Source organism: Methylobacterium sp. M6A4_1b (assembly GCF_053345175.1).
Genome location: NZ_JBKEZQ010000004.1, coordinates 215453 through 235576 on the forward strand (window position 1 = coordinate 215453; position 20124 = coordinate 235576).

General features: G+C 69.4%; 19 protein-coding genes and 1 pseudogene. 8 read left to right on the top strand and 12 right to left on the bottom strand.

What is annotated here, in order from left to right; translation table 11 throughout:
- Positions 1–256: 256 nt before the first annotated feature.
- The 5 genes from ACLBWX_RS06315 to ACLBWX_RS06335 form a co-directional block, all read right to left on the bottom strand.
- The gene (locus ACLBWX_RS06315; RefSeq protein ID WP_447676218.1) at positions 257–3178 is read right to left on the bottom strand and encodes a bifunctional [glutamine synthetase] adenylyltransferase/[glutamine synthetase]-adenylyl-L-tyrosine phosphorylase; all 2922 of its coding nucleotides are present in this window, start codon (positions 3176–3178) and stop codon (positions 257–259) included.
- 3 nt (positions 3179–3181) lie between these two features.
- Positions 3182–4594 carry a sensor histidine kinase gene (locus ACLBWX_RS06320; protein ID WP_447676219.1) on the bottom strand — a complete coding sequence of 471 codons (1413 nt, stop codon included), beginning with the start codon at positions 4592–4594 and terminating at the stop codon, positions 3182–3184.
- Positions 4591–5301, bottom strand: a complete 711-nt coding sequence (locus ACLBWX_RS06325) for a winged helix-turn-helix domain-containing protein (RefSeq protein WP_447676313.1) — start codon at positions 5299–5301, stop codon at positions 4591–4593. Before ACLBWX_RS06325 ends, ACLBWX_RS06320 begins: the two co-directional genes overlap by 4 nt.
- Positions 5302–5527: 226 nt before the next feature.
- Entirely contained in the window at positions 5528–6070 is a 543-nt protein-coding gene (locus ACLBWX_RS06330) for a DUF3016 domain-containing protein (protein ID WP_447676220.1), read from the bottom strand.
- 1 nt (position 6071) lies between these two features.
- A complete protein-coding gene (locus tag ACLBWX_RS06335) occupies positions 6072–6608 on the bottom strand; it encodes a DUF2244 domain-containing protein (protein ID WP_447676221.1) in 537 nt (178 codons plus the stop codon).
- Between the two features lie 20 nt (positions 6609–6628).
- On the opposite strand from ACLBWX_RS06335, the gene nth reads away from it, so the two are divergent.
- Together nth and purC are read left to right on the top strand one after the other, a co-directional pair.
- A complete protein-coding gene (gene nth / locus ACLBWX_RS06340; protein ID WP_447676222.1) occupies positions 6629–7363 on the top strand; it encodes an endonuclease III in 735 nt (244 codons plus the stop codon).
- 333 nt (positions 7364–7696) lie between these two features.
- Positions 7697–8491: a phosphoribosylaminoimidazolesuccinocarboxamide synthase gene (gene purC / locus ACLBWX_RS06345; RefSeq protein WP_055955211.1), complete on the top strand. Its 795-nt coding sequence runs from the start codon at positions 7697–7699 to the stop codon at positions 8489–8491.
- Positions 8492–8497: 6 nt separating this feature from the next.
- Here purC and ACLBWX_RS06350 read toward each other — a convergent pair whose 3' ends face one another.
- From ACLBWX_RS06350 to ACLBWX_RS06365, 4 genes are read right to left on the bottom strand one after another with little or no spacing between them, the layout of a single operon-like run.
- Positions 8498–10168: a glycosyltransferase gene (locus ACLBWX_RS06350; protein ID WP_447676223.1), complete on the bottom strand. Its 1671-nt coding sequence runs from the start codon at positions 10166–10168 to the stop codon at positions 8498–8500.
- Positions 10161–12242, bottom strand: coding sequence for a glycosyltransferase family 2 protein (locus tag ACLBWX_RS06355; protein ID WP_447676224.1), 2082 nt, complete (start codon positions 12240–12242; stop codon positions 10161–10163). The genes ACLBWX_RS06350 and ACLBWX_RS06355 overlap by 8 nt, the downstream gene beginning before the upstream one ends.
- A complete protein-coding gene (locus ACLBWX_RS06360) occupies positions 12208–12870 on the bottom strand; it encodes a hypothetical protein (protein WP_447676225.1) in 663 nt (220 codons plus the stop codon). Before ACLBWX_RS06360 ends, ACLBWX_RS06355 begins: the two co-directional genes overlap by 35 nt.
- A gap of 55 nt (positions 12871–12925) precedes the next feature.
- Positions 12926–13444, bottom strand: a complete 519-nt coding sequence (locus tag ACLBWX_RS06365) for an invasion associated locus B family protein (RefSeq protein ID WP_447676226.1) — start codon at positions 13442–13444, stop codon at positions 12926–12928.
- A 192-nt stretch (positions 13445–13636) separates the two neighbouring features.
- Here ACLBWX_RS06365 and ACLBWX_RS06370 point away from each other — a divergent pair, with 192 nt between their 5' ends.
- Positions 13637–14014 carry a hypothetical protein gene (locus ACLBWX_RS06370; RefSeq protein WP_447676227.1) on the top strand — a complete coding sequence of 126 codons (378 nt, stop codon included), beginning with the start codon at positions 13637–13639 and terminating at the stop codon, positions 14012–14014.
- Between the two features lie 7 nt (positions 14015–14021).
- Here the strand turns inward: ACLBWX_RS06370 and ACLBWX_RS06375 are convergent, their stop codons facing one another.
- Both ACLBWX_RS06375 and phaZ read right to left on the bottom strand, forming a co-directional pair.
- Positions 14022–14756: a M48 family metallopeptidase gene (locus tag ACLBWX_RS06375; RefSeq protein ID WP_447676228.1), complete on the bottom strand. Its 735-nt coding sequence runs from the start codon at positions 14754–14756 to the stop codon at positions 14022–14024.
- 56 nt (positions 14757–14812) lie between these two features.
- Positions 14813–15884 (bottom strand): annotated as a pseudogene (phaZ, locus tag ACLBWX_RS06380) (polyhydroxyalkanoate depolymerase); the annotation flags it as partial.
- Between the two features lie 164 nt (positions 15885–16048).
- Between phaZ and ACLBWX_RS06385 the strand changes: the two are divergent.
- From ACLBWX_RS06385 to purQ, 5 genes are all read left to right on the top strand, one after another.
- Positions 16049–17434 (top strand): ActS/PrrB/RegB family redox-sensitive histidine kinase, encoded by a 1386-nt coding sequence (locus ACLBWX_RS06385; RefSeq protein WP_447676229.1) that lies wholly within the window; start codon positions 16049–16051, stop codon positions 17432–17434.
- Between the two features lie 54 nt (positions 17435–17488).
- On the top strand, positions 17489–18091 hold the full coding sequence (locus ACLBWX_RS06390; protein WP_447676230.1) for an ActR/PrrA/RegA family redox response regulator transcription factor: 603 nt from the start codon (positions 17489–17491) through the stop codon (positions 18089–18091).
- Positions 18092–18210: 119 nt separating this feature from the next.
- Positions 18211–18447 carry a hypothetical protein gene (locus ACLBWX_RS06395; RefSeq protein WP_447676231.1) on the top strand — a complete coding sequence of 79 codons (237 nt, stop codon included), beginning with the start codon at positions 18211–18213 and terminating at the stop codon, positions 18445–18447.
- Positions 18448–18563: 116 nt separating this feature from the next.
- Positions 18564–18803 (top strand): phosphoribosylformylglycinamidine synthase subunit PurS, encoded by a 240-nt coding sequence (gene purS, locus ACLBWX_RS06400; protein WP_447676232.1) that lies wholly within the window; start codon positions 18564–18566, stop codon positions 18801–18803.
- Positions 18803–19483, top strand: a complete 681-nt coding sequence (gene purQ, locus ACLBWX_RS06405) for a phosphoribosylformylglycinamidine synthase subunit PurQ (protein WP_447676233.1) — start codon at positions 18803–18805, stop codon at positions 19481–19483. The genes purS and purQ overlap by 1 nt, the downstream gene beginning before the upstream one ends.
- A gap of 45 nt (positions 19484–19528) precedes the next feature.
- Here purQ and ACLBWX_RS06410 read toward each other — a convergent pair whose 3' ends face one another.
- A complete protein-coding gene (locus tag ACLBWX_RS06410) occupies positions 19529–20074 on the bottom strand; it encodes an adenine phosphoribosyltransferase (protein WP_447676234.1) in 546 nt (181 codons plus the stop codon).
- Between the last annotated feature and the right edge of the window lie 50 nt (positions 20075–20124).

The following is a 20124-nucleotide window of genomic DNA, read 5'->3' on the forward strand; positions in this document are numbered from 1 at the left end:
ACGCAGCACCGGGTCCTCCCGGGGCCGCGCAGCGGAGCCCGGGATCGAGACATGCAGGTGGTCCGGAATTCGACGCCGTCGGCGGCTCTGGTTTCCGGGCGCGCCTGCGGCGCCCCGGAACGACGGTGTGGTTCCACCGGCAAGCCGCCGCCCCTTCGAGCTCCGGCAGGCACGATCCGGGCTTCATCGCGCCACCTTCGCGAGGCCTTTCGCGCGGCCTTTCGCGCGGTAGGTCGAGCCGGACCGGCCTGCCCCCTCACCCCGCCATCGACCGCTCGAACAGCGCGCGGATCTCGCTGCGCGTCTCGTCGAGCTGGGCGATGAGGCGGTTCGAATCCGGGGCGCCCATGGCGACGGCGAGGCGGGAGAGGGCCACGGGCGAGGCCTCGGCCGGGTCGCCCTCGACCATCAGGCGCTGCCAGTGCAGCACGTCGTCGAACTGGCGATAGGCTTCGACCAGGCGCTCCGCGTCCGGCCGGACGAGATCGCCGTGGTCGGCGGCCTCGGCGAACACCGCGCAGGCGCCGAGGCCGACGAGGTCGGGCCGGCGATGGGCCTGCCCGAGCACCAGGGCCTGGGCCAGGAAATCGAGGTCGAGGAGGCCGCCGGGGGCGAGCTTGAGGTCGAGGGGGCCGCGATGGCCCTTCTCGCGCTCGACGAGGGCGCGCATCTCCCGCACCGCGCGCCGGACCTCGCCGGGCTCGCGCGGGCGACCCACCACGGCGCGGATCGCGCCGTCCAGCTCGGCACCGAGGCCCGGATCGCCGGCGATCACCCGCGCGCGGGTCAGGGCCATGTGCTCCCAGAGTTCGGCCTCCTCCGCGTGGTAGCTGCGGAAGCTGCGCCACTGCACGGCCACCGGCCCCTGCCCTCCGCCGGGGCGCAGGCGCAGGTCGACCTCGTAGAGGTGCCCGCGCCGGGTCGGCACCGTCAGGGCGGCGACGATGCGCTGGGCGAGGCGGTTGTAGGCCACCGCCGCGTCGAGGGCTTTCGGGCCGGCGCTGGTGCGGTCCTCCGGGTCGAAATCGTAGATCAGCACGAGGTCGAGGTCGGAATCCGCGGTGAGCTGGCGCGAGCCGAGCCGGCCGAGGCCGAGCACCGTCAGGCGCCCCTTCGGCACCGCCCCGTGCTCGGCGAAGAAGCTTTCGGAGACCCGCGCGACGGTGACGGCGATCACCGCGTCGGCGATCCCCGCGAAGGCGCGGCCGGCCTCCTCGGGCGCGAGGATGCCGGACAGGAGGCGGGCGCCCGTGAGGAAGCGCAGCTGGCGGGCGGCGTCGCGCGCGCGGTCGAGGAAGTCCTCGTGGTCGCTCGGCTGGCCGAGGCGGGCGCGGAACTGCAGCGCCAGGGCCTCGGCGTCGGTGCTGGGATCGGCGAAATCCCGGTCGATCACCGCATCGAGCACGTGCGGACTGAAGGCGACGGTCTCGGCCAGCCGCGGCGCGGTGCCCAGGAGGTCTGCGAAGAGCAGGCGCAGGCGCTCGTTCGAGCGCAGGATCGTCAGGAGTTCGAGGGCCGCCGGCATCCGGGCGAAGGCCCGGTCCAGGGTGTCGAGGGCGGCGTCCGGGTGGGCGGTGCCGCCCAGCGCCTGCATCAGCACCGGCACCAGCTCGGTCAGGACCTCGCGGGCGCGGGGCGTCCGCACCGCGGGGCGCCGGCCGAAATGCCAGCCGCGCACCGTCTCCACCGCGCGCTCGGGCTCGCGGAAGCCGAGCTTGGCCAGGGTCGCCAGGGTGCCCGGGTCGTCGCCGGTGCCGCTGAAGACGAGGTCGCCGACATCCGACGAGAGGTCGGGCTCGGCCTCGAACAGCAGGGCGTAGTGGCCCTGCACCCGGCGGGCGTGGTGGAACAGGGCCGCCTCGAAGGCCGCCAGCGTCGGAAAGCCCGCGAAGCGCGCGAAGCGGTCGAGTTCGTCGGCCTCGCTCGGCAGGCGCTGGGTCTGCTCGTCGCGCAGCATCTGGAGGCGGTGCTCGATGGTGCGCAGGAAGCCGTAGGCCGCCGTGAGGTCGTCGCGCGCCGTCGCGTCGATCCAGCCGTCGCGGGTGAGGCCGTCGAGCATCGCCACGGTGCCGCGCCCGCGCAGCTCCGGCCGGCGACCGCCGAAGACGAGCTGCTGGGTCTGGACGAAGAACTCGATCTCGCGGATGCCGCCGCGCCCGAGCTTGATGTCGTGGCCCGCCACCGCGATCGTATCGTGCCCGCGCACCGCGTGGATCTGGCGCTTCATCGCGTGGACGTCGGCGATGGAGGCGAAGTCGAAGTACTTGCGCCAGACGAAGGGGCGCAGGTTCGCCAGGAAGGCCTCCCCGGCCGGGATGTCGCCGGCGATCGCCCGCGCCTTGATGTAGGCGGCGCGCTCCCAGTTCTGCCCGAGGTTCTCGTAATAGACGTAGGCCGCGTTCAGCGAGAGCGCCGCCGGGGTCGAGCCCGGGTCCGGGCGCAGGCGATAATCGACCCGGTGGACGTAGCCGTCGGCGGTGCGCTCCTGCAGGAGCTTGGCCATGCCCTGCGCCAGCTTGGTGAAGAACAGCGTCGCCGGCAGGTCGGGCTTCAGCGGCGCGATCTCGGGGTCGAAGAAGACCACGAGGTCGATGTCGCTGGAATAGTTCAGCTCGCCCGCCCCGTGCTTGCCCAGCGCCAGCACGATCAGGCCCGAGCCGGCCTGCGGCGCCTCCGCGTCGCGGGGCAGGAAGCGCCCCGCCGCGGCGGCCTGGAGCAGCATGGCGTCGGCGGCCGCCCCGACCGAGGCGTCGGCGAAGTCGGAGAGCGCCTGGGTCACCGTGGCGAGCGGCCAAAGGCCGCCGATATCGGCGAGCGCCACGAGGAGCGCGTGCTCCGCCCGGTTCTGCCGGAGATGGCGCGTCACGGCCTCGAGGTCCGGCGCGCGCCCCGCCGCCCGCTGCCGGGCGATCAGCGCCGCCAGGGCCGCCTCCGGTTCGGCTTCGGCGAGGGCCACGAGGCGCCCGGGCGCGCGCGCGACCAGCTGCCAGAGGAACGGCGAATGGTCGGCGAGGCCGAGGAGCAGCGCCCGCAGGGGCTCGTCCAGGAACCCCGTCGGCAGGCCGGATTCGATCTCGGCGAGGCGCGACGCCGCAGTCTCGGGGTCGGACAGGACGGGAGCGGCGGAGAGGCGCGCGCGAAGGCTGCGGCGTGGCGCGTCGTCGGCGGCCTGGTTCATGCCCTACCCTCCCGTCGGATCCCCGGCCGGCAGGGTTATCACGACGGCGAGCCCGGGGGCACGGTCTTCGAGCGCCAGCGTGCCCTGGTGCAGGCGCACCACCGCGTTGACGAGGCTGAGACCGAGGCCGAAGCCGGGCCGCGAGCGCGCTTCCTCCAGCCGCACGAAGCGGTCGAGCACGCGGCCCCGCGCCTCCGCCGGGATGCCGGGCCCGGAATCGGCGACGCAGAGGCGCAGGGCCTCGCCAGCCCGCGCGGCGCCGAGCCGGATCTCGCCGCTCGGCCCGCCATACTTCACCGCGTTGTCCACGAGATTCGCCAGCGCCTGCCCGATCAGCTCGCGGCTGCCGCGCAGGATCAGGGGCGCGCCCTCGGTCTCGACCCGGAGGGCGAGGCCGTGCTCGGAGGCGAGGGGCTCGTAGAGCTCGGCCACGGCCTGGACCACGGCGGCGACGTCGAAGGTCTGGAAGTCCTCGCGGGCGTTCACGCCCTCCAGCCGGGCGATCATCAGGAGCGCGTTGAAGATCCGGATCAGCCCGTCGCTCTCCTCGATCACCCCCTCCATCGCCGTGCGCAGAGCGTCCGGCGTCTCGGCGGTGCGCAGGGCCTCCTCGGCCCGGTTGCGCAGGCGGGTCAGGGGCGTCTTGAGGTCGTGGGCGATGTTGTCGGAGACGTCGCGCAGGCCGCGCATCAGCTCGCCGATCCGCTCCAGCATGGCGTTGAGGTTGCGCGCCAGGCGGTCGAGCTCGTCGCCGGTCCCCGCCACCGCGAGGCGCCCGTCGAGGTCGCCCGCCATGATCCGGCGGGTGGTCTCGGTCATGGCGTCGACGCGCTTCAGCACCCGGCTGGCGATGAACCAGGCGCCGATCACGCCGAGGACCACCACGAGCCCCACCGACGAGCCGAAGGTCCGCCCGATCACCGCGCGCAGCCGGTCGCGCTCGGCCACGTCCCGCCCGACGAGGAGCCGGAAGCCCCCGGGCAGCACGAAGATCTGCACGATGGCCCGGTGCTCGAGGGTCTGGGTCCCGCCGATGCGGGCATAGTCGGCCTCGGTCTGGCCCGGGTCGACGATGAGCCCGGTGGGCAGGGCGTCGATGTTGCCGACGATGCGCTCGCCGGCCGCGTTGGTGACGAGGTAGAGCGAGGCCCCGGGCTCGCCGGCGCGCCGCTCCACCGCCGAGATCAGCCGCCGCAGGCCGCCGACCTTGTACTGCTCGGACAGCCCGTTGATCTCGGCCTCGATGGTGGAGACCATCTGGTCGTCCAGCGCCCGGCTGGCGTTCCAGGCGACGTAGCCCAGCGCCAGCAGCGCGAAGGTGGCGAACACCACGAGATAGGCGAAGGACAGCTTGAAGGCCGTCGTGCGGAACAGGTTGCCGAGGCGGCCGGCCGGGGCGTCGTCGAGGGGCGTCACGCGGCCGTGCCGGGGCCGCGGGCCTCGTCGACCCGCAGCACGTAGCCGGTGCCGCGCACGGTGTGGATGATGGGATGCTCGAAATCCTTGTCCACCTTGGCCCGCAGGCGCGAGACGTGGACGTCGATCACGTTGGTCTGCGGGTCGAAATGGTAGTCCCAGACGTGCTCCAGCAGCATCGTCCGGGTCACGACCTGCCCGGCATGGCGCATCAGGTATTCCAGCAGGCGGAATTCGCGCGGCTGCAGCGCGATCTCGTGGCCGGCCCGGGTGACGCGGTGGGACAGCCGGTCGAGTTCGAGGTCGCCGACCCGGTAGGCCGTGGCCTCCACGGCCGCCCCCGGCCCGGCCCGGCGGCGAGCCAGCACCTCGGCCCGGGCGAGCAGCTCGGAGAAGGCGTAGGGTTTGGGCAGGTAGTCGTCGCCCCCCGCCCGCAGGCCCTTCACCCGGTCGTCCACCTGCCCCAGCGCCGAGAGGATGAGGACCGGCGTGGTCACGGCCTGCTCGCGCAGCGAGCGGATCAGCGAGAGCCCGTCGAGCTTGGGCAGCATGCGGTCGACGATGAGCACGTCGTAATCGCCCTCCTGCGCCAGGGCGTAGCCGTCGAGGCCGTCCGAGGCTTGGTCCGGCACGTGACCGGCCTCGCGGAAGGCCTTGACCAGATACGCGACCGCCTCGCGGTCGTCCTCGATGATGAGCAGACGCATGGGACGGAGTGATAGGGTCTCGCCCGTCCGCGGGAAACCGCCTTGTCCGGCGATGGTCATGCCGTGCCCTCCGCGCTGGATCGATGGACCGGAGCGTGGGCCGCCGCGCCTTGCACGACGCTGGCGGAAACATGACGCTTTGGTCATGTGCCTGGCGCCCGGGCGCCACGGGGCCGGGTCCGGTCCGGGCGGGTCCGGCGGAGGCAGGTCTAGTCCGGGCGCGGCTCTAGTCCGGGCGCGGCCCCGCGCCGCCGGCCCGGGAGGACAGCCGGGTGCGCGCCCAGTCGCGCAGAAGGGCCTCCTCGTAGCCGAAGCCCCCGGTTGCGGCAGCGGCGTGGGCACCGAACAGGAAGTTGACGTCGGTCAGGCGCTCCTCGCCCGCGGCGAGGCGGCGCCCCCCGCGCCGCAGGTCGTAGCGCAGGCGGATCGCCGGCGGGGTAGCGTCGCTGACGATCCGCAGGCCCGGGGGAACGTTCAGGTCCGGGCGCACGAAGCCGGCCCGGTCGATGTCGAGGACGTCCACGGACAACGTCTCGTCGGGTCCCAGCACCCGCAGGGCGGAGGCCTCGATGATCCGCCGGATCTCGGCCAGCGTGCCACGCAGGCCGGGGCCGGAGCCGTAGCGGTCGTCGGCATCGGTGTAGCGCTCGGGCGCCACGAAGCGGACGGCGACCCGTGCGGGTGCCGCCGCGCCGTCCCGCGCCCAAGCGGCATTCCCCAGCCCCGCGCCGATCAGCAGCGCCAGCCCGGCCCGGCGGCACCGGCTCACCTCAATAGCCCTTCTTCACCTGCGCCAGGGCGCGGGTGAGGCCGTCGGCGATGACCTCGCGCTCGGGCGGCGAGGCGTCGCGGGCGACCACCACGAATTGCCGGCGGGATTCGAGGGTCAGCGTCTGCATGCCGTACTCGTCGTCCTCGACCCGGGTGAGCTTGGTCCAGAGCGGGTTGAAGCGCCATTCCCGGCGTTCACCGCGATGGGTCACCCGGGCCAGCAGGACCTCGATCGGGGTGATCACCACCTCCTCGAACGAGCGCCCGCGCCGGAAGCTCGCCTTCAAGGCCACGTAGAGGGCGATCATGTCGAGGCCGAAGAAGCCCGCCACCGGCCAGAAGCCGGCGCGGATGCAGGCGACCGACGTGACGAGGGAAACGACGCAGCACCCGATCATCACGTTGCGGAAGCCGTCGGGGCTCAGGGATTGGTGCGGCCGGATGGTGGCCTGGAACACAGGCCGGTCCATGCTGTCGGGATCGAGGCCGTCCGGATGCCGGCCGATCGGAGGGACGTGGTCATTGCCGCTCGCCATGCGAGGAATATAACGCAGGGATGCCCAGCCGACAGCCGACCCGACCACGGAAATCGCCGATCTCCGCGCGACTCGCCGCGCCGATCGTCGCAGAGGCGCCCGCCACGCCGGACCCCGTGGGCGCGGACACCGTCGCGGAGATCTTCGCGCGGCTCAGCGCGGCCAACCCGGAGCCGCGCGCCGAGCTCGAATTCCAGAACCCCTTCACCCTGCTGGTGGCGGTGGTTCTGTCGGCCCAGGCCACGGACCGCAGCGTCAACCTCGCCACGGCTCCGCTCTTCGCCATCGCGGACACGCCGGCGGCGATGCTGGCCCTCGGGGAGGAGCGGGTGCGCGACTTCATCCGTACCATCGGGCTGTTCAACACCAAGGCCAGGAACGTCATCGCCCTGTCGCGGATCCTGGTGGAGCGGCACGGCGGCGCGGTGCCCCGCGCCCGCGAGGCCCTGGAGGTGCTGCCCGGCGTCGGCACCAAGACCGCGAGCGTGGTCCGCAACGTCGCCTTCGGCGAGGAGACCATCGCGGTCGACACCCACATCTTCCGGGTCTCCAACCGGATCCCGCTGGTGGTCGCTCCCACCACCGACAAGGTCCAGGCCGGGCTCGAGGCCATCGTGCCCGCCCCCTACCGGCTCAACGCCCATCACTGGCTGATCCTGTTCGGGCGCTACGTCTGCAAGGCGCGCAAGCCCGAATGCTACCGCTGCCCCATCGCCGACCTGTGCCGCTTTCCGGCCAAAACGCCTGCTCCGTGAGCAAGTCGCTGACGGCCCGCGCGAGACCCTGACGGCTCGAAGACGATCCCGACTCAGTGAGCGAGTCCCCCCGCCCGGTGAGCCGGACGGCGCGGCCCGCCCCGGACCCGTGGCCCTTGCGTGCGGAGCCGGCTCCGAATAATCACCCGCCTTCCCTCAGGGCGGCATGGGTCCCATCCGGCCAGCGCGTTGTGCTGCCAGCCGCCTTCGGGTAGTTTGCGCCACGGTCGGGGAGGCTTTCGACGTAACGACGTGTTGTCTCTCGGCCCGGCCCCGCAGACGGGCCGCCACGCCGCGGATTCCGCATCGTTCGCTCGCAAGGAGTCACGGCCCATGGACTTCCTCAAACCACGGTACACGCCTATGAACCGCCGCCGTCGCATCTACGAGGGCAAGGCGAAGGTCCTCTACGAGGGTCCGGAGCCGGGAACGCTCATCCAGCACTTCAAGGATGATGCCACCGCCTTCAACGCGCAGAAGCATGATGTCATCGACGGCAAGGGCGTGCTGAACAACCGGATTTCCGAGTTCGTCTTTCAGCACCTCAACGACATCGGCGTGCCCACGCACTTCATCCGCCGCCTCAACATGCGCGAGCAGCTGATCCGCGAAGTCGAGATCATCCCGCTCGAAGTGGTGGTGCGCAACGTCGCCGCCGGCTCGCTCGCCACCCGCCTCGGTCTCGAGGAAGGCACGCAGCTGCCGCGCTCGATCATCGAGTTCTACTACAAGAACGATGCGCTCAACGATCCGATGGTCTCGGAAGAGCACATCACGGCCTTCGGCTGGGCGACCCCCCAGGAGATCGACGACATCATGGCCCTGGCCATCCGGGTCAACGACTTCCTGTCCGGTCTCTTCCTCGGCGTCGGCATCCGCCTCGTCGACTTCAAGATCGAGACCGGCCGCCTCTGGGAAGGCGACATGATGCGCATCGTCGTCGCCGATGAGATCTCCCCGGATTCCTGCCGCCTGTGGGACATCAAGTCGTCGGACAAGCTCGACAAGGACCGCTTCCGCAAGGATCTCGGCGGCCTGATCGAGGCCTATACCGAGGTCGCCAAGCGCCTCGGCATCATGTCCGAGAACGAGAAGGTCCAGACGGGCGGTCCGCGCCTCGTGCAGTAGGGGGCCTCAGCGCAGCTCGATCGGGCCGGCCTCGGGCCAGCCTGGACGCATCCGCGCATAGGTGCCGAGATCGGGGTCGAACCCCGGGTGATAATGGGGGTCCTGCGCCAGCAGCGGCCCCCATCGCTCCCTGAAGGCCGCGACCTCGCGCCCGTGGCGCTCCCGCGCGGCGGGCGTCCAGCGCCGGCTCGCGGCCTCGTCGTGGCGCAGCACCGCCTCCGGGACGAACAGGGTGCGGTAGCCCGCCGCCCCGAGGCGCAGGCACAGGTCGACGTCGTTGAAGTCGACCGCGAAGGCGCCCGCATCGAAGCCCGCCACCGCCGCGAACTTGCGTGTTTCCACCACGAGGCAGGCGGCCGTGACCGCGGCGACCTCGCGGGTCGCCCGCAGGCCGGCGAGGTAGCCCGGTGCGTCCCCGGGAAAGAATCGGTGCGCATGGGTGACGAGCCCGCCCGGCCCGAGCAGCACGCCGCCGTGCTGGACGCGGCCGCGCCCGTCCAGGAGCTTGGCCCCGACCGCTCCCACATCCGGCCGCAGGGCCTCGCGCACCAGGCGCTCCAGCCAATCCGGGTGCAGGGCCGCGACGTCGTTGTTGACGAAGGCCAGGACGGCGCCCCGCGCCTCCGCGGCGGCCCGGTTGTTCATGCCGGCAAAGTCGAAGGGGCCGGGACAAGGCACGATCCGCGCGATGCCGCGTGCCTCCAGGTTCCGGAAATACGCCAGCGTCTCGGGTTCGCGACTGTCGTTGTCGCAGATCAGGATCTCGCGATCCGGCCAGTCCGTGCGCTCGACGAGGCTGGCGATGCAGGTCCGCAGGAGATCGACCCGGTCTCGGGTTGGTACGATGAGGCTGACGCGGGGGCGTCGCTCGGGCAGCGGATGCACCAGGGTCAGCACGCCGTCCGGCTCGACGCGGACCGCGACGGCGCCTTCGCCGCTGCGGTCGAGCCTGCGGCGCAGGGTGGCGGCGCGTTGCTCCGGCGTGTCCGGAGCGGCCGCCGCCGCGCTGCGCGAGAGGACGCGCGGCAGGTGCCCGATCGCCCCGCGCCCGAAATGCCCGGCGACCCGCAGGGTGAGGTCGAAGGCATCGCTGACCGGCCCCGCCGTCTCGGTGATTGCGGCCAGGGCCGAGGCCCGGACCGCCAGGACCGGGCCGAGATAATCCACCGCCCGCGCGTAGTCCGGATCGAAGGCCGGGCGCAGAAGCGGCATCGCCGTCCCGGTCCCGGACCCGAGCAGCGCGTCCCCGTAGACGAGCTGGGATGCCGGGCTCCGCGCGAAGGCCTGGGCGAGGAGCGCGCGTGCGCCCGGCACCAGGGCATGACCCGGCGCCGTGAGGACGAGGATGTCGGCGCCGTCCGTCCGATTCGCCGCGAGGTCCGCGATCGACGGGACCAGGGCGGTCTCGCCCGGCCTCGCCTCGCCCGCGACGGCGGTCGCCCGCAGCAGACGGCCTTGCGCCGCCGGGTCGCAGAAGAGGCCCGTATGGTCGAGGCCGAACAGGGCGGCGCCGGCCTGGGCGGCGCGGACGCGCTTGCCCGCCAGCCGCGCCCGCAGGATCGCCACCCCCTCCCGCGGAAAGCGGGCGAGGAGCGCGGCCGCCCGCTGCCAGCGCGTCCAGGCCGGGCTTCGGGCCGCGCCCGCGAAGGCGACCGCCGGGTCGCCCTTCCTATTCAAGGTCTTCCCCGAACGTCGTCAGCGTCAGGGCCGGATGGTAGTAGGGATCGTGCCGGATGGTGTCGCGCCAGCGTTCCACAAAGCGGTCGGCCTCCTGCTCGAAGCGCTGCCGCGCCGCGCCGACCGCCGGTCCGCGACTGGTCGATTCGAGATGGGCCATCACCGCCCGGGGCGTCCAGATCGTCCGGTAGCCGGCCGCCGAGAGGCGCAGGCAGAAGTCGACGTCGTTGAAGTCGACGGCGAAGTTCTCCGCATCGAGCCCCCCGACCGCCTCGAACTTGGCCCGCCCGACCGCGAGGCACGCCGCGGTGACGGCCGAAACCTCGTGAGCCACCCGCATCCGGCCGAGCATCCCCGGCGTGTCGGCCGGACGCCGGCGCAGGATGTGGCCCGCCCGCCCCCCGAGCCCGACCACCACGCCGGCATGCTGCAGCGTCCCGTCGGCGTAGAGGAGCTTCGCCCCGACCGCTCCGATCTCCGGCCGGCAGGCCTGTCGGACCAGCGCCTCCAGCCAATCCTCGCGCAGCACCGCGACGTCGTTGTTGAGCAGGACCACCACGTCGCCCCGGGACCCGGCGACCCCCGCATTGATCATCGCCGAGAAATTGAACGGTCCCGGATAGGACAGGATGCGGACCCGTGGATCCCGTCGCAGCCCTTCGTAGTGGGCCAGCACGGCCGGATCGGTCGAGCCGTTGTCGACGATGACGAGTTCGATCGCCGGATAGGCGGTTCCGTTGAGGACCCCGTCGGCGGCGACCCGGATGAGCTCCAGCCGATCCCGGGAGGGGATGACGACGCTGACCAGGGGCGGTGGCTCGGGCAGGTCCCAGAGCAGGTCGAAACCGGACGGGTGCGACTCGACCCGCGCCGGGATACGGTTCTCGACGAGGTGAGCCTGGAGAATCGCGGCGTGACGCTCGGCCGAATCCGACGACGGAGGCGCCGCGCGGGCGAGAATGCGGGGCACATGCGCGACCTCGTCACGACCCACGTGGTATACCGCCGCGAGCGCGAGGCGGGTCGCGACGGTCTCGATTCCCCCGAGGGACCTGGTCCGGAGGTGCTCGAGAAGGCCTCCGGCATAAAGGGTCGGCGTGCCGGGATAGGCCGTGACGAGCGCCAGATCGGGGCTCCAGTCCGGCTTCAGGGCCGCCTTCGCCGCGGCGCCCTCCACCCAGGCATCCGCGTAGACCATCTGCGGCCGGCTCGCCTCCGCCAGCGTGCGCACCAGGATCGCCAGGGCATCGGGATCGAGCCCATCACCCGGCGCGAGCAGCATCAAAGCTTTGTCGTCATTGAGGAAATCACCGAAACGGCCGGAGGCCGGCCAGATGGTCTGTTCGATCCGCGCATCGTCCGAGGCGACGGTGAATCCCGGTTCCGACCAGCCGACGACGAGGCTCCAGGCCGGAAAGCTCTGCGCCTCGAGGCCGCGGATCGTCGCCGCGACCCGCTCGGCCTCCTCCGGCCGCGCCGGCATCACCAGCCGGACCGCAGGCCCCGACGGTATCGGAGCGCGATCGCGGCGCGCCCGCGCGGCCATCCAGGCCTCGACCTTCGCCATCGGCGTCACGGCGCAGCTCCCGCGGAGGATGTCGCGCATCCGCCGCTCGTTGCGCCTAAACTTTTGATATCCCGCGGAGATCGCCCGGAGGGGCCGCTTGCGCAGACACTCGGCGAAGACGCTCCCCTCTGACCGAAGGCGGACCCGCTCCAGCACGACCACGCCGCGTTCCGCGATGGCGAGATCGATCGCGGCGGCATCGGGCGGCAGGTAGCCGAGCCAGGTCGCCGTCCCCTGCCCCGCCCCCGGCAGAACGAAGACCTCGCGCCGTCCATCGTCGCGCGTCAGGCGCAGCACTGGCCGCAGCGCATAGGCCGCGGGATCTCCTTGATAGATCAGGACAATCCAGCAAGCACGCGTGGTCTCGGACAGGCGCAGCCGCCGGTCGAACAGAGGATCGTCGGTGGCTTCGAGGGAGAAGGCGACGTCGCGTCCGGACGTGGTCAGGACGTCACCCGCGCAGGCCCAACCTTCACTCGGCCGCACCCGTGGCCGGGGCCGCGACACGATCCTCCGATGTGTTGGCCAGTGCCGGCTTCTTCTTCCGCGGTGCGGCCTTCTGCGGCGCACCTCCGAGCCGGACCTCGATATCGTAGTCGCGGGTCATCGCCGCCGGGACGAGGAGATTGTCCTCGACGAAGGAGAATAGGCCCTGGGCCGCCCCCGGCGCCACCGGGACCGACACCCGGTGTGCGCGCGATACCAGGACCTTGTCTCCCACCTTGATGCTGATCGTGACCGGAGCGTCGAAGCGGCCCGGCTTACCGGAAGGCCCGAGCAGAACCTGCCCCTCGACGCCGACCTTCACCGACACGGAGCCGTCCTGAAGCTTGGCGCATTCCCGGGCGAGGCGCCCGATGGTGACCTGATGGCGGAGGCTGGTGCTGTCGCCTGCCCGGCCCGCATAGACCTGGATCGCCGCGCCACCTTCGGGCACAGCCACGGTCGGGCAATTGGGCGGATCGGTGTCGGCTGGCTGCGACGGCGGAACAGAGGTGCCGCCGTATTTCAGCATGTTCGTGAAGAAGTTCCCCTCCTCCGCAGAGAGGCCGCCCGTCCCGAGATCGCTCGCCGCGAGGGTCGTCGCCAGCACCAGTCCGAACCGCCGTCGCCCCTTCACCCTGCCCAGATTCATGCCGAGATCCCGCTCTCTTCGCACCATCGGTCCCGTCCGCATCCTGCGGCGCCCGTCACTTCAGGCTTTCGAATCCCTGTCCAAAACCCTTCATCGAGAGCGGAATGCCGACGCCTTCTTCCGGTGTCTGGAACACGATGAAGGTCGCTTGCGCTCCACCGCTGAACTGCTTGATGAGCCCATCATCCATCACGACCTCGGCGACGCAGCCCGTCGTGAGGCAGCGGACGAAGCCGGCCCGGCCGACATCGGTCTTGTCGATCTTCAGCCCGAGGCCAGAAGGCAGCAGGACGCCGAGCGGAGCGACCACGCGCAGGAGATAGCCCCGATTGTCAGCGGTCTTCAACACGATGACGACCAGGGTGAGGTTCGGCCGGTCTTCGGCCGCGAGGTACTGCACCAGAGCGCACTGCTCGGCCTTGGCGCCCGCCGGGGTCTCGCAGCGAAGCTGCCAGTCGCCGAAGGTGTTGCGAACCATGCCTTGAGCCGCCGCATCGTCGGGAACCAGGATCGCTCCACCGAGCAGGCTCGCCGCGACACCCCGGGCGACCAGGCCGCGTGCACGCTGCACCATTCCTCGAAACCCCACGCGTCGACCCTTTCGCCTGGTTCGCCGCCCCGCGAACCGTTAACGGAAAACACGGGTGTTCCGACCATGCTGGGCCATCGAATGTCAAGCGAAGGCCCGCCTTCGGGAACCGACTATCGCGCCGCGCGTACAGCCTCTAGTGCTGGCCGCCACGCTTGCCCGCCAACGGACAGATCCATGCGACTGCGCGCCATACTCTTTATCACCACTCTCGTCATCGCAGGCCCGGTCATCGCCGACCCTCTGCCGGCGGGCGAGACGACTTACATCGAGCGCTCCCTCAACCGGGACGGCCCCCTTGTCGTCGAGCATCGGCCCGTGGCGCGCACGCCCGGCGGCCGCCGCGGCGGAGGCTCTGCCGAACTCTCAGGCTCCTGCCGTGACGGCGGCATCATTCGCCGCCGCGACGAGTTCGGCCAACCGGTGATCCTGCGCCAGCGTGAGATCTGCGACAGCGTTGCGCCGCGCACCCTGAACCCAGGCGACGTCGACCCTCGTCCGACCTGGCCGGCGGAGCAGGTCGAGCGCAGCCGGGCTCTTCGCGTCCGCGGCTAAGCGGCCCTCAGCCGTATCGGTGTAGGCTGGCGCCGTTGCGCTTGAGCCAGCGCTCCGCTTCGTCCATGTGCGGGCAGAGCGAGCCGACCAGGGACCAAAACCGTGCCGAGTGGTTCATCTCACGCAGATGTCCCATCTCGTGTGCAACGAGGTAGTCGAGCACGAGGGGTGGGGCGAGGATCAACCGCCAGGAAAAATTCAATTCGCCACGCACCGTACAGGAGCCCCAGCGGCTTCGGGTGTCGCGCAGCGTGATGCGGGACGGCCTGTGGCCAAGCTTCTCGGTGTAACGGGCTACCGCCTCGGTTAGATCGCGTCGCGCCTCGCGCTGAAGGAACTCCGTGATCCGTCGGGCGATGTGCGGTGCGTCGCAGGCCACCGACAGAATGGACTCGTCCGCGAGGGCCTCGAGCCGGGTGATCCCGCTGCGGCGCTCGCGATGCACGACTCTGTGTGGAACCCCCCGGATCGGAAGCAGGGCATCGGGCTCGAACAGCACCCGCTCGGGCACCCGCGCCAAGCGCGCCGCGATCCATCCACCATGGCTGATTGCAAAGGTCCGGGCGACACCGACCGAGGTCCGAGGCGGGAGAGTCATCACCACGTCGCCAGTGGCGCTGGAGACGCGAAGCGTCAGGCGGCGCGCGGTCGGCCGGCGACGTAACAAAACGCGAAGCGTTTCGCCTCCATGCACGATGTCGAGGTGATCCGGGTCCGCCCCGCGCAGCAATGCCAAACGCATGACGCCAGCTTAACCGCTGTAGCCCGCCTTCGCCATCGATCCGCGCACCGTCATCCTCAGGCGGGCGATCCAAGCAGATCAGCTTCGGGCTGCTGCGTACTCGCGGGGCCATCGCGGTCGGAACAAGCCATCTCGCGGACGAAGGTGGCGATCCGAGGCGCGATGATGGTACGGTAGGGCGAACCGTTGAAGACGTCGGAATGCCCGACTCCCTTCTGCAGGTGATAGGCTTTTCGCTCGGGCGGGAGGTTTGGTGTGAGGTCCAGGGCGGCCTGTCTCTGCCCAACTCCGGAGATGTCGTCGTTCTCACCCTCGATCGCGTGGATGGCGCAAGTGCGGAGCGCACCGAGATCGACGCGGGCGCCGCGATGAAACATCATTGCTTTCGGCAGCACGTGATCGACTAAGACCGTCTTCACCGTCTGGAGGTAGAACTCGGCCGTGAGATCCATCACGGCGAGGTACTCATCGTAGAACTCGCGGTGCTTCACCGCCGAATCGCCGTCTCCTCTGACGAGATGGTCGAACATCTCAGCATGGGCGTTGACGTGTCGGTCGAGGTTCATCGCCATGAAGCCCGATAGCTAGAAGAAGCCGGGATAGACGCTGCGCCACACGCCGGGATAGCCTGCGGGAACCGTTGTGATGCAGTTGCGCTCGAACCAAGCGGTACCACGCTCCTGTGCCACGCAGTTCACAGCTGTTGGTGAGCACCGGGTGTCGATGGGGCCGCCCATCAGGGTCATGGAGCGCGGAACCGGTGCATAGTCCTGCGCCTCCATCACGGCGATCGCCGCGAGGACCGGTACGGCTGGCTGACACACGGCCATGACATGGAGATCCGGACCGAGGTCGCGGAACATGTCGATGAGGTAATTGATGTAGGAATCGAAATCGAACCGCCCGGTTCCGATCGGTACCATGCGGGCGTCGGCCCAATCGGTGATGAAGACCTGATGGTCCGGAAGCATGGCTTCCACGGTACCACGCAGAAGCGTGGCCTAGTGACCCGACATCGGCGCGACAATGAGGAGCTTGGGCTGCGGCTCTGCGGGGCCGCGCACGAAACCCCCGATCGAAGGTGAAGATGCGGCAGAAGGGGCGCTCGCTCACCGGTACGCTTGTTCCACCTGTGGTGATGCCGGAGAAACGCGAATCCTGCCGGGCGCCCTCCAGAATGATCCCGGCGGATTTGGTCGGATCGATTTAGCGCAAAAGCGACAGCGGCAGGAGCGCATGACGGTGGCCGAAGGGATAGACGCGAGACAGCCGAGCCCTATCGTTTCCCTGACATGATCGACATGAGCACCAACGGCTTCGTCCGCGACGCACGGCACCTGCGTCTCGACACCTTCGTGCGGCTGCGATGGCTCGCGATCACCGGACAAAGCGCGGCGGTAGTCGGAGCCCAGTTCGGGTTGGGCCTGCCGCTTCCCTTCGGCTGGTGCTTCCTCGTGATCGCCACTTCGTCCTGGCTGAATCTCGCGCTACGCATTCGGTTTCCCGCGAGCTACCGCCTGAGTGATGACTCCGCGGCCCTGCTCCTCGCCTTCGACATCGTCCAGCTTGCGGCCCTGCTGTTCCTCACAGGTGGATTGCAGAATCCATTCTCGCTGCTGTTCCTCGCCCCCGTGCTGATCTCGGCGACAGCGCTGCCGCCCGAGCGGACACTGGCGTTAGGGCTCTTGGCAATCGGCCTCGCGACCCTGCTCGCCCTGGTCCACCGCCCGCTCCCTTGGTTCGCCGACGGACGGCTGGAACTGCCCTTCCTGTACATATCGGGCATCTGGACCGCGATCCTACTCGGCACCGCCTTCACCGGCGTCTACGCATGGAAGGTGGCAGACGAGACGCGTCAGCTCGCACAGGCCCTTGCCGCCACAGAACTTGTGCTGGCCCGTGAGCAGCATCTGTCACAGCTCGACGGCCTAGCCGCCGCTGCCGCGCACGAACTCGGCACGCCGCTCGGCACGATCATGGTCGTGACGAAGGAACTGACGCGTCAATTGGCAACCACCGCCAGCCCCTCCGTGAGGGAAGATCTGGCACTTCTGCGCGATCAGGTCGACCGCTGCCGCGGCATCCTCTCGAAGCTGACATCGCTCGACAGCGACGAGGCCGGGTTTCTGCAGACGGTCAGCCTAAGCCACCTCGTCGAGGAACTGGTCGAACCTCAGCGCGCCATGGGCATCATCCTCGACGTCTCGAACAAGGGTGACGGTCCCGAGCCTGCCTGCAGACGCAATCCGGGGGTCATGTTCGGGCTCGCCAACATCGTCGACAATGCCGTCGACTTCGCCACGGATCGCGTGATCATCGAGGCTCGCTGGACCCTGGAGCGGGTCTGGCTTGAGATCCGGGACGACGGACCGGGTTTCTCCAGCGAAGTTCTCCTTCGCGCCGGCGAGCCCTATGTGACGACCCGAAGCCCGGATCGCTCGCGAAGCCCCGACAGTACCGGAGCCGGCTTAGGGCTAGGTCTTTTCATCGCAAAGACACTGATCGAACGCTCCGGCGCGCAGTTGACGTTGTCGAACATCTCGCAACACGAAGCGACAGGTGCCGTCGTGCGGATCAGTTGGGCCCGTCACATCTTCGAGCGGGGCGCACTGACGGTCGATCATGCGCAATTGAGTAGTGGGCAACCCCTGACGAAAACCGGCGCGACACCTATATAACGCTCAGACCAAGACCCTTTCGAGGATCATTGGAAAACTATGGAGGAGCTTCGGATGCTGACGCAGACTGGAACAACGGCGCCGGGTGCCGATATCGCTCAGCTTGCCGACCATGATCCCCTGGCCGCTTTCAGCGATCGCTCGCTGCTGATTGTCGACGACGACAAGCCGTTCTCGACCCGGCTCGCCCGAGCAATGGAAATGCGTGGTTACGAGGTGCAGGTTGCAGAGAGCGTCGCCGAAGGCGTCTCGATGGTCGATGTCCGCCCGCCGGCCTTCGCCGTCATCGATATGCGCCTCGGCGACGGAAACGGCCTCGACGTGATCGCACGCCTCAAGGAGCGCCGCCCCGACGCGCGTGGTGTCATCCTGACCGGGTACGGCAACATCGCTACGGCAGTCACGGCGGTGAAGCTCGGCGCCTTCGATTACCTTGCCAAGCCAGCCGATGCCGACGAGATCCATGGTACGCTGATGGCACAGCCGGGCGAGCGAGCCGATCCGCCGGAAAACCCCATGTCTGCGGATCGCGTGCGTTGGGAGCACATCCAACGGGTCTACGAACTCTGTGGACGCAATGTCTCTGAAACGGCACGCCGCCTTAACATGCATCGCCGCACGCTTCAGCGCATCCTCGCCAAGCGCGCGCCACGCTGAGATTCGACGTGAAGAGAGGGGAGACGTTGCATGACCGGGTCGGTCCGCGCTACGTCGCCCTCCATCATGTTCGCGTCGGGTTTTCTCCCGTGCGAGGCCGATAGCGGGGCGCCACAGCAGTGAATACGCGGAATCTTATCACCATCGTGAGCATGATGGTGCTCGTCGGTACGGAGGTGTTCGCAGTCGCCATCGCCGCGGGCTGGGCCCTAGCCGGTTTGTTTGACCTCGGCGACACGGTCGGCCATGTGCTCATGGCACTGTTCAGCCTCTTCGCGGCCTGGGTGATGCTTCAACTCTGGCGTCGTGCCACCAGCATCGAGCCATTGCGCGGAACAGGCCCAAGCGCACGCTGAGTGAAAACCGGTGTTTCGAACGACCAAGTGCGGCCCCTCCGGGGCCGTTTCGCGTTGCCTGCCCGGCGTTTCCCGATTATCCGCAGAGTACCCTGACACCAGACGAGTCCGAATCCATGAAAGCACGCATCATCGTCACCCTGAAAACCGGCGTGCTGGACCCGCAGGGCAAGGCGATCGAGGCGGCTCTGACATCGTTCGGCCTGTCCGGTGTCGACAGCGTGCGCCAGGGCAAGGTCTTCGACGTTGAGATTGTGGGCGAGGACCGGGCAGCGGCCGAGGCGACGCTGAAGAGCGCCTGCGAGAAGCTGCTCGCCAACACCGTGGTCGAAAACTACGCCATTGAGATCGCCTGATGCGTGCCGCCATCATCGTTTTTCCGGGCTCCAACCGCGATACGGATGTCGCCCGGGCTCTGACCCAGTCGGGTGCCGAGGTTGTGAGGGTCTGGCACGCTGAGAGCGAGCTACCTGCAGGGACCGATCTGGCCGTCCTACCAGGTGGGTTCTCGTATGGTGACTACCTGCGGTGCGGCGCCATCGCCGGGCGTGCGGCCGCGATGGATGCTGTCCGGGCCCACGCGGCTCGCGGCGGCCTGGTGCTCGGCATCTGCAACGGCTTTCAGATCCTATGCGAATCGGGTCTACTGCCCGGCGTCCTGATGCGAAACGTCGATCGGCGCTTCATCTGCCATCGCCAGTTGCTTCGCGTGGAGCGCGCCGATACGCGGTTTACCTCTGCCTACACCAAGAATGAGGTCATCGACGTCTGCGTGGCCCATGGCGAAGGCAACTATTTCGCTGATCCCGAAACCATTGCGCGCCTCGAAGGCGACGGTCGGGTGGCGTTCCGCTACTCCGGAGCCGACGGAAAGCTGACGGTCGATGCCAACCGCAACGGCTCGCTGAACTCCATCGCGGGCATCTACTCCGAGAAGCTCAATGTGCTTGGCCTCATGCCGCACCCGGAGAACTTCGTCGAAGATCTCGTCGGTGGAACTGACGGGAGAGGACTATTTAGGAGCCTCGCCGCCTGAACCGCCGCCGCATCGTTCCATTGGCGGGGAACGACGCGTCCGGGCTCAGTGCCCTTCGAATTCCATCAATGTCCGGACCGGCACGTCGAGGTCGCGAAGCTTCTGAGCACCGCCGATCTCCGGCAGGTCGATGACGAAGCAGGCCGCCACGACCTCGGCGCCGATCCGGCGCAGCAGGTTCACCGCCGCGCAAGCCGTGCCGCCTGTGGCGATGAGATCGTCTACGAGAAGCACGCGGTCGCCCGGTTTGATCGCGTCGACGTGGATTTCCATCTCGTCCGTGCCGTACTCGAGTGCGTAGGCAATCGAAACGGTCTTGTGCGGCAGCTTGCCCTTCTTCCGGATGGGCACGAAGCCGGACGAAAGCTGGTGCGCTACGGCACCGCCGAGGATGAAACCCCGTGCCTCGATGCCCGCCACCTGATCGATGCGGCCGCCTGCATAAGGGTGCACCAGTGCGTCGACCGCGCGACGGAACGCCCGCGGGTCGCTCAGCAGCGTTGTGATATCGCGAAAGACGATGCCAGGTTTCGGGTAATCCGGAATCGACCGGATCGAGTCCTTCAACGCGATGTGGCGGCGGGTTTCCATGCGGGCGGCCCTTGTCGAAGAGAACGGAGACGAGGAGGCACTCGGCACCC

What these genes read in the sequence shown, in the direction of transcription:
- ACLBWX_RS06370 (WP_447676227.1), top strand. Translation starts at nt 13,637, where the DNA reads ATGCGACTGCGCGCCATACTCTTTATCACCACTCTCGTCATCGCAGGC.
- purS (WP_447676232.1), top strand. Translation starts at nt 18,564, where the DNA reads ATGAAAGCACGCATCATCGTCACCCTGAAAACCGGCGTGCTGGACCCG.
- ACLBWX_RS06365 (WP_447676226.1), bottom strand. Translation starts at nt 13,444, where the DNA reads ATGGTGCAGCGTGCACGCGGCCTGGTCGCCCGGGGTGTCGCGGCGAGC.
- purC (WP_055955211.1), top strand. Translation starts at nt 7,697, where the DNA reads ATGGACTTCCTCAAACCACGGTACACGCCTATGAACCGCCGCCGTCGC.
- ACLBWX_RS06315 (WP_447676218.1), bottom strand. Translation starts at nt 3,178, where the DNA reads ATGAACCAGGCCGCCGACGACGCGCCACGCCGCAGCCTTCGCGCGCGC.
- ACLBWX_RS06390 (WP_447676230.1), top strand. Translation starts at nt 17,489, where the DNA reads ATGCTGACGCAGACTGGAACAACGGCGCCGGGTGCCGATATCGCTCAG.
- ACLBWX_RS06325 (WP_447676313.1), bottom strand. Translation starts at nt 5,301, where the DNA reads ATGCGTCTGCTCATCATCGAGGACGACCGCGAGGCGGTCGCGTATCTG.
- ACLBWX_RS06375 (WP_447676228.1), bottom strand. Translation starts at nt 14,756, where the DNA reads ATGCGTTTGGCATTGCTGCGCGGGGCGGACCCGGATCACCTCGACATC.
- ACLBWX_RS06360 (WP_447676225.1), bottom strand. Translation starts at nt 12,870, where the DNA reads ATGAATCTGGGCAGGGTGAAGGGGCGACGGCGGTTCGGACTGGTGCTG.
- ACLBWX_RS06385 (WP_447676229.1), top strand. Translation starts at nt 16,049, where the DNA reads ATGATCGACATGAGCACCAACGGCTTCGTCCGCGACGCACGGCACCTG.
- ACLBWX_RS06410 (WP_447676234.1), bottom strand. Translation starts at nt 20,074, where the DNA reads ATGGAAACCCGCCGCCACATCGCGTTGAAGGACTCGATCCGGTCGATT.
- ACLBWX_RS06335 (WP_447676221.1), bottom strand. Translation starts at nt 6,608, where the DNA reads ATGGCGAGCGGCAATGACCACGTCCCTCCGATCGGCCGGCATCCGGAC.
- purQ (WP_447676233.1), top strand. Translation starts at nt 18,803, where the DNA reads ATGCGTGCCGCCATCATCGTTTTTCCGGGCTCCAACCGCGATACGGAT.
- nth (WP_447676222.1), top strand. Translation starts at nt 6,629, where the DNA reads ATGCCCAGCCGACAGCCGACCCGACCACGGAAATCGCCGATCTCCGCG.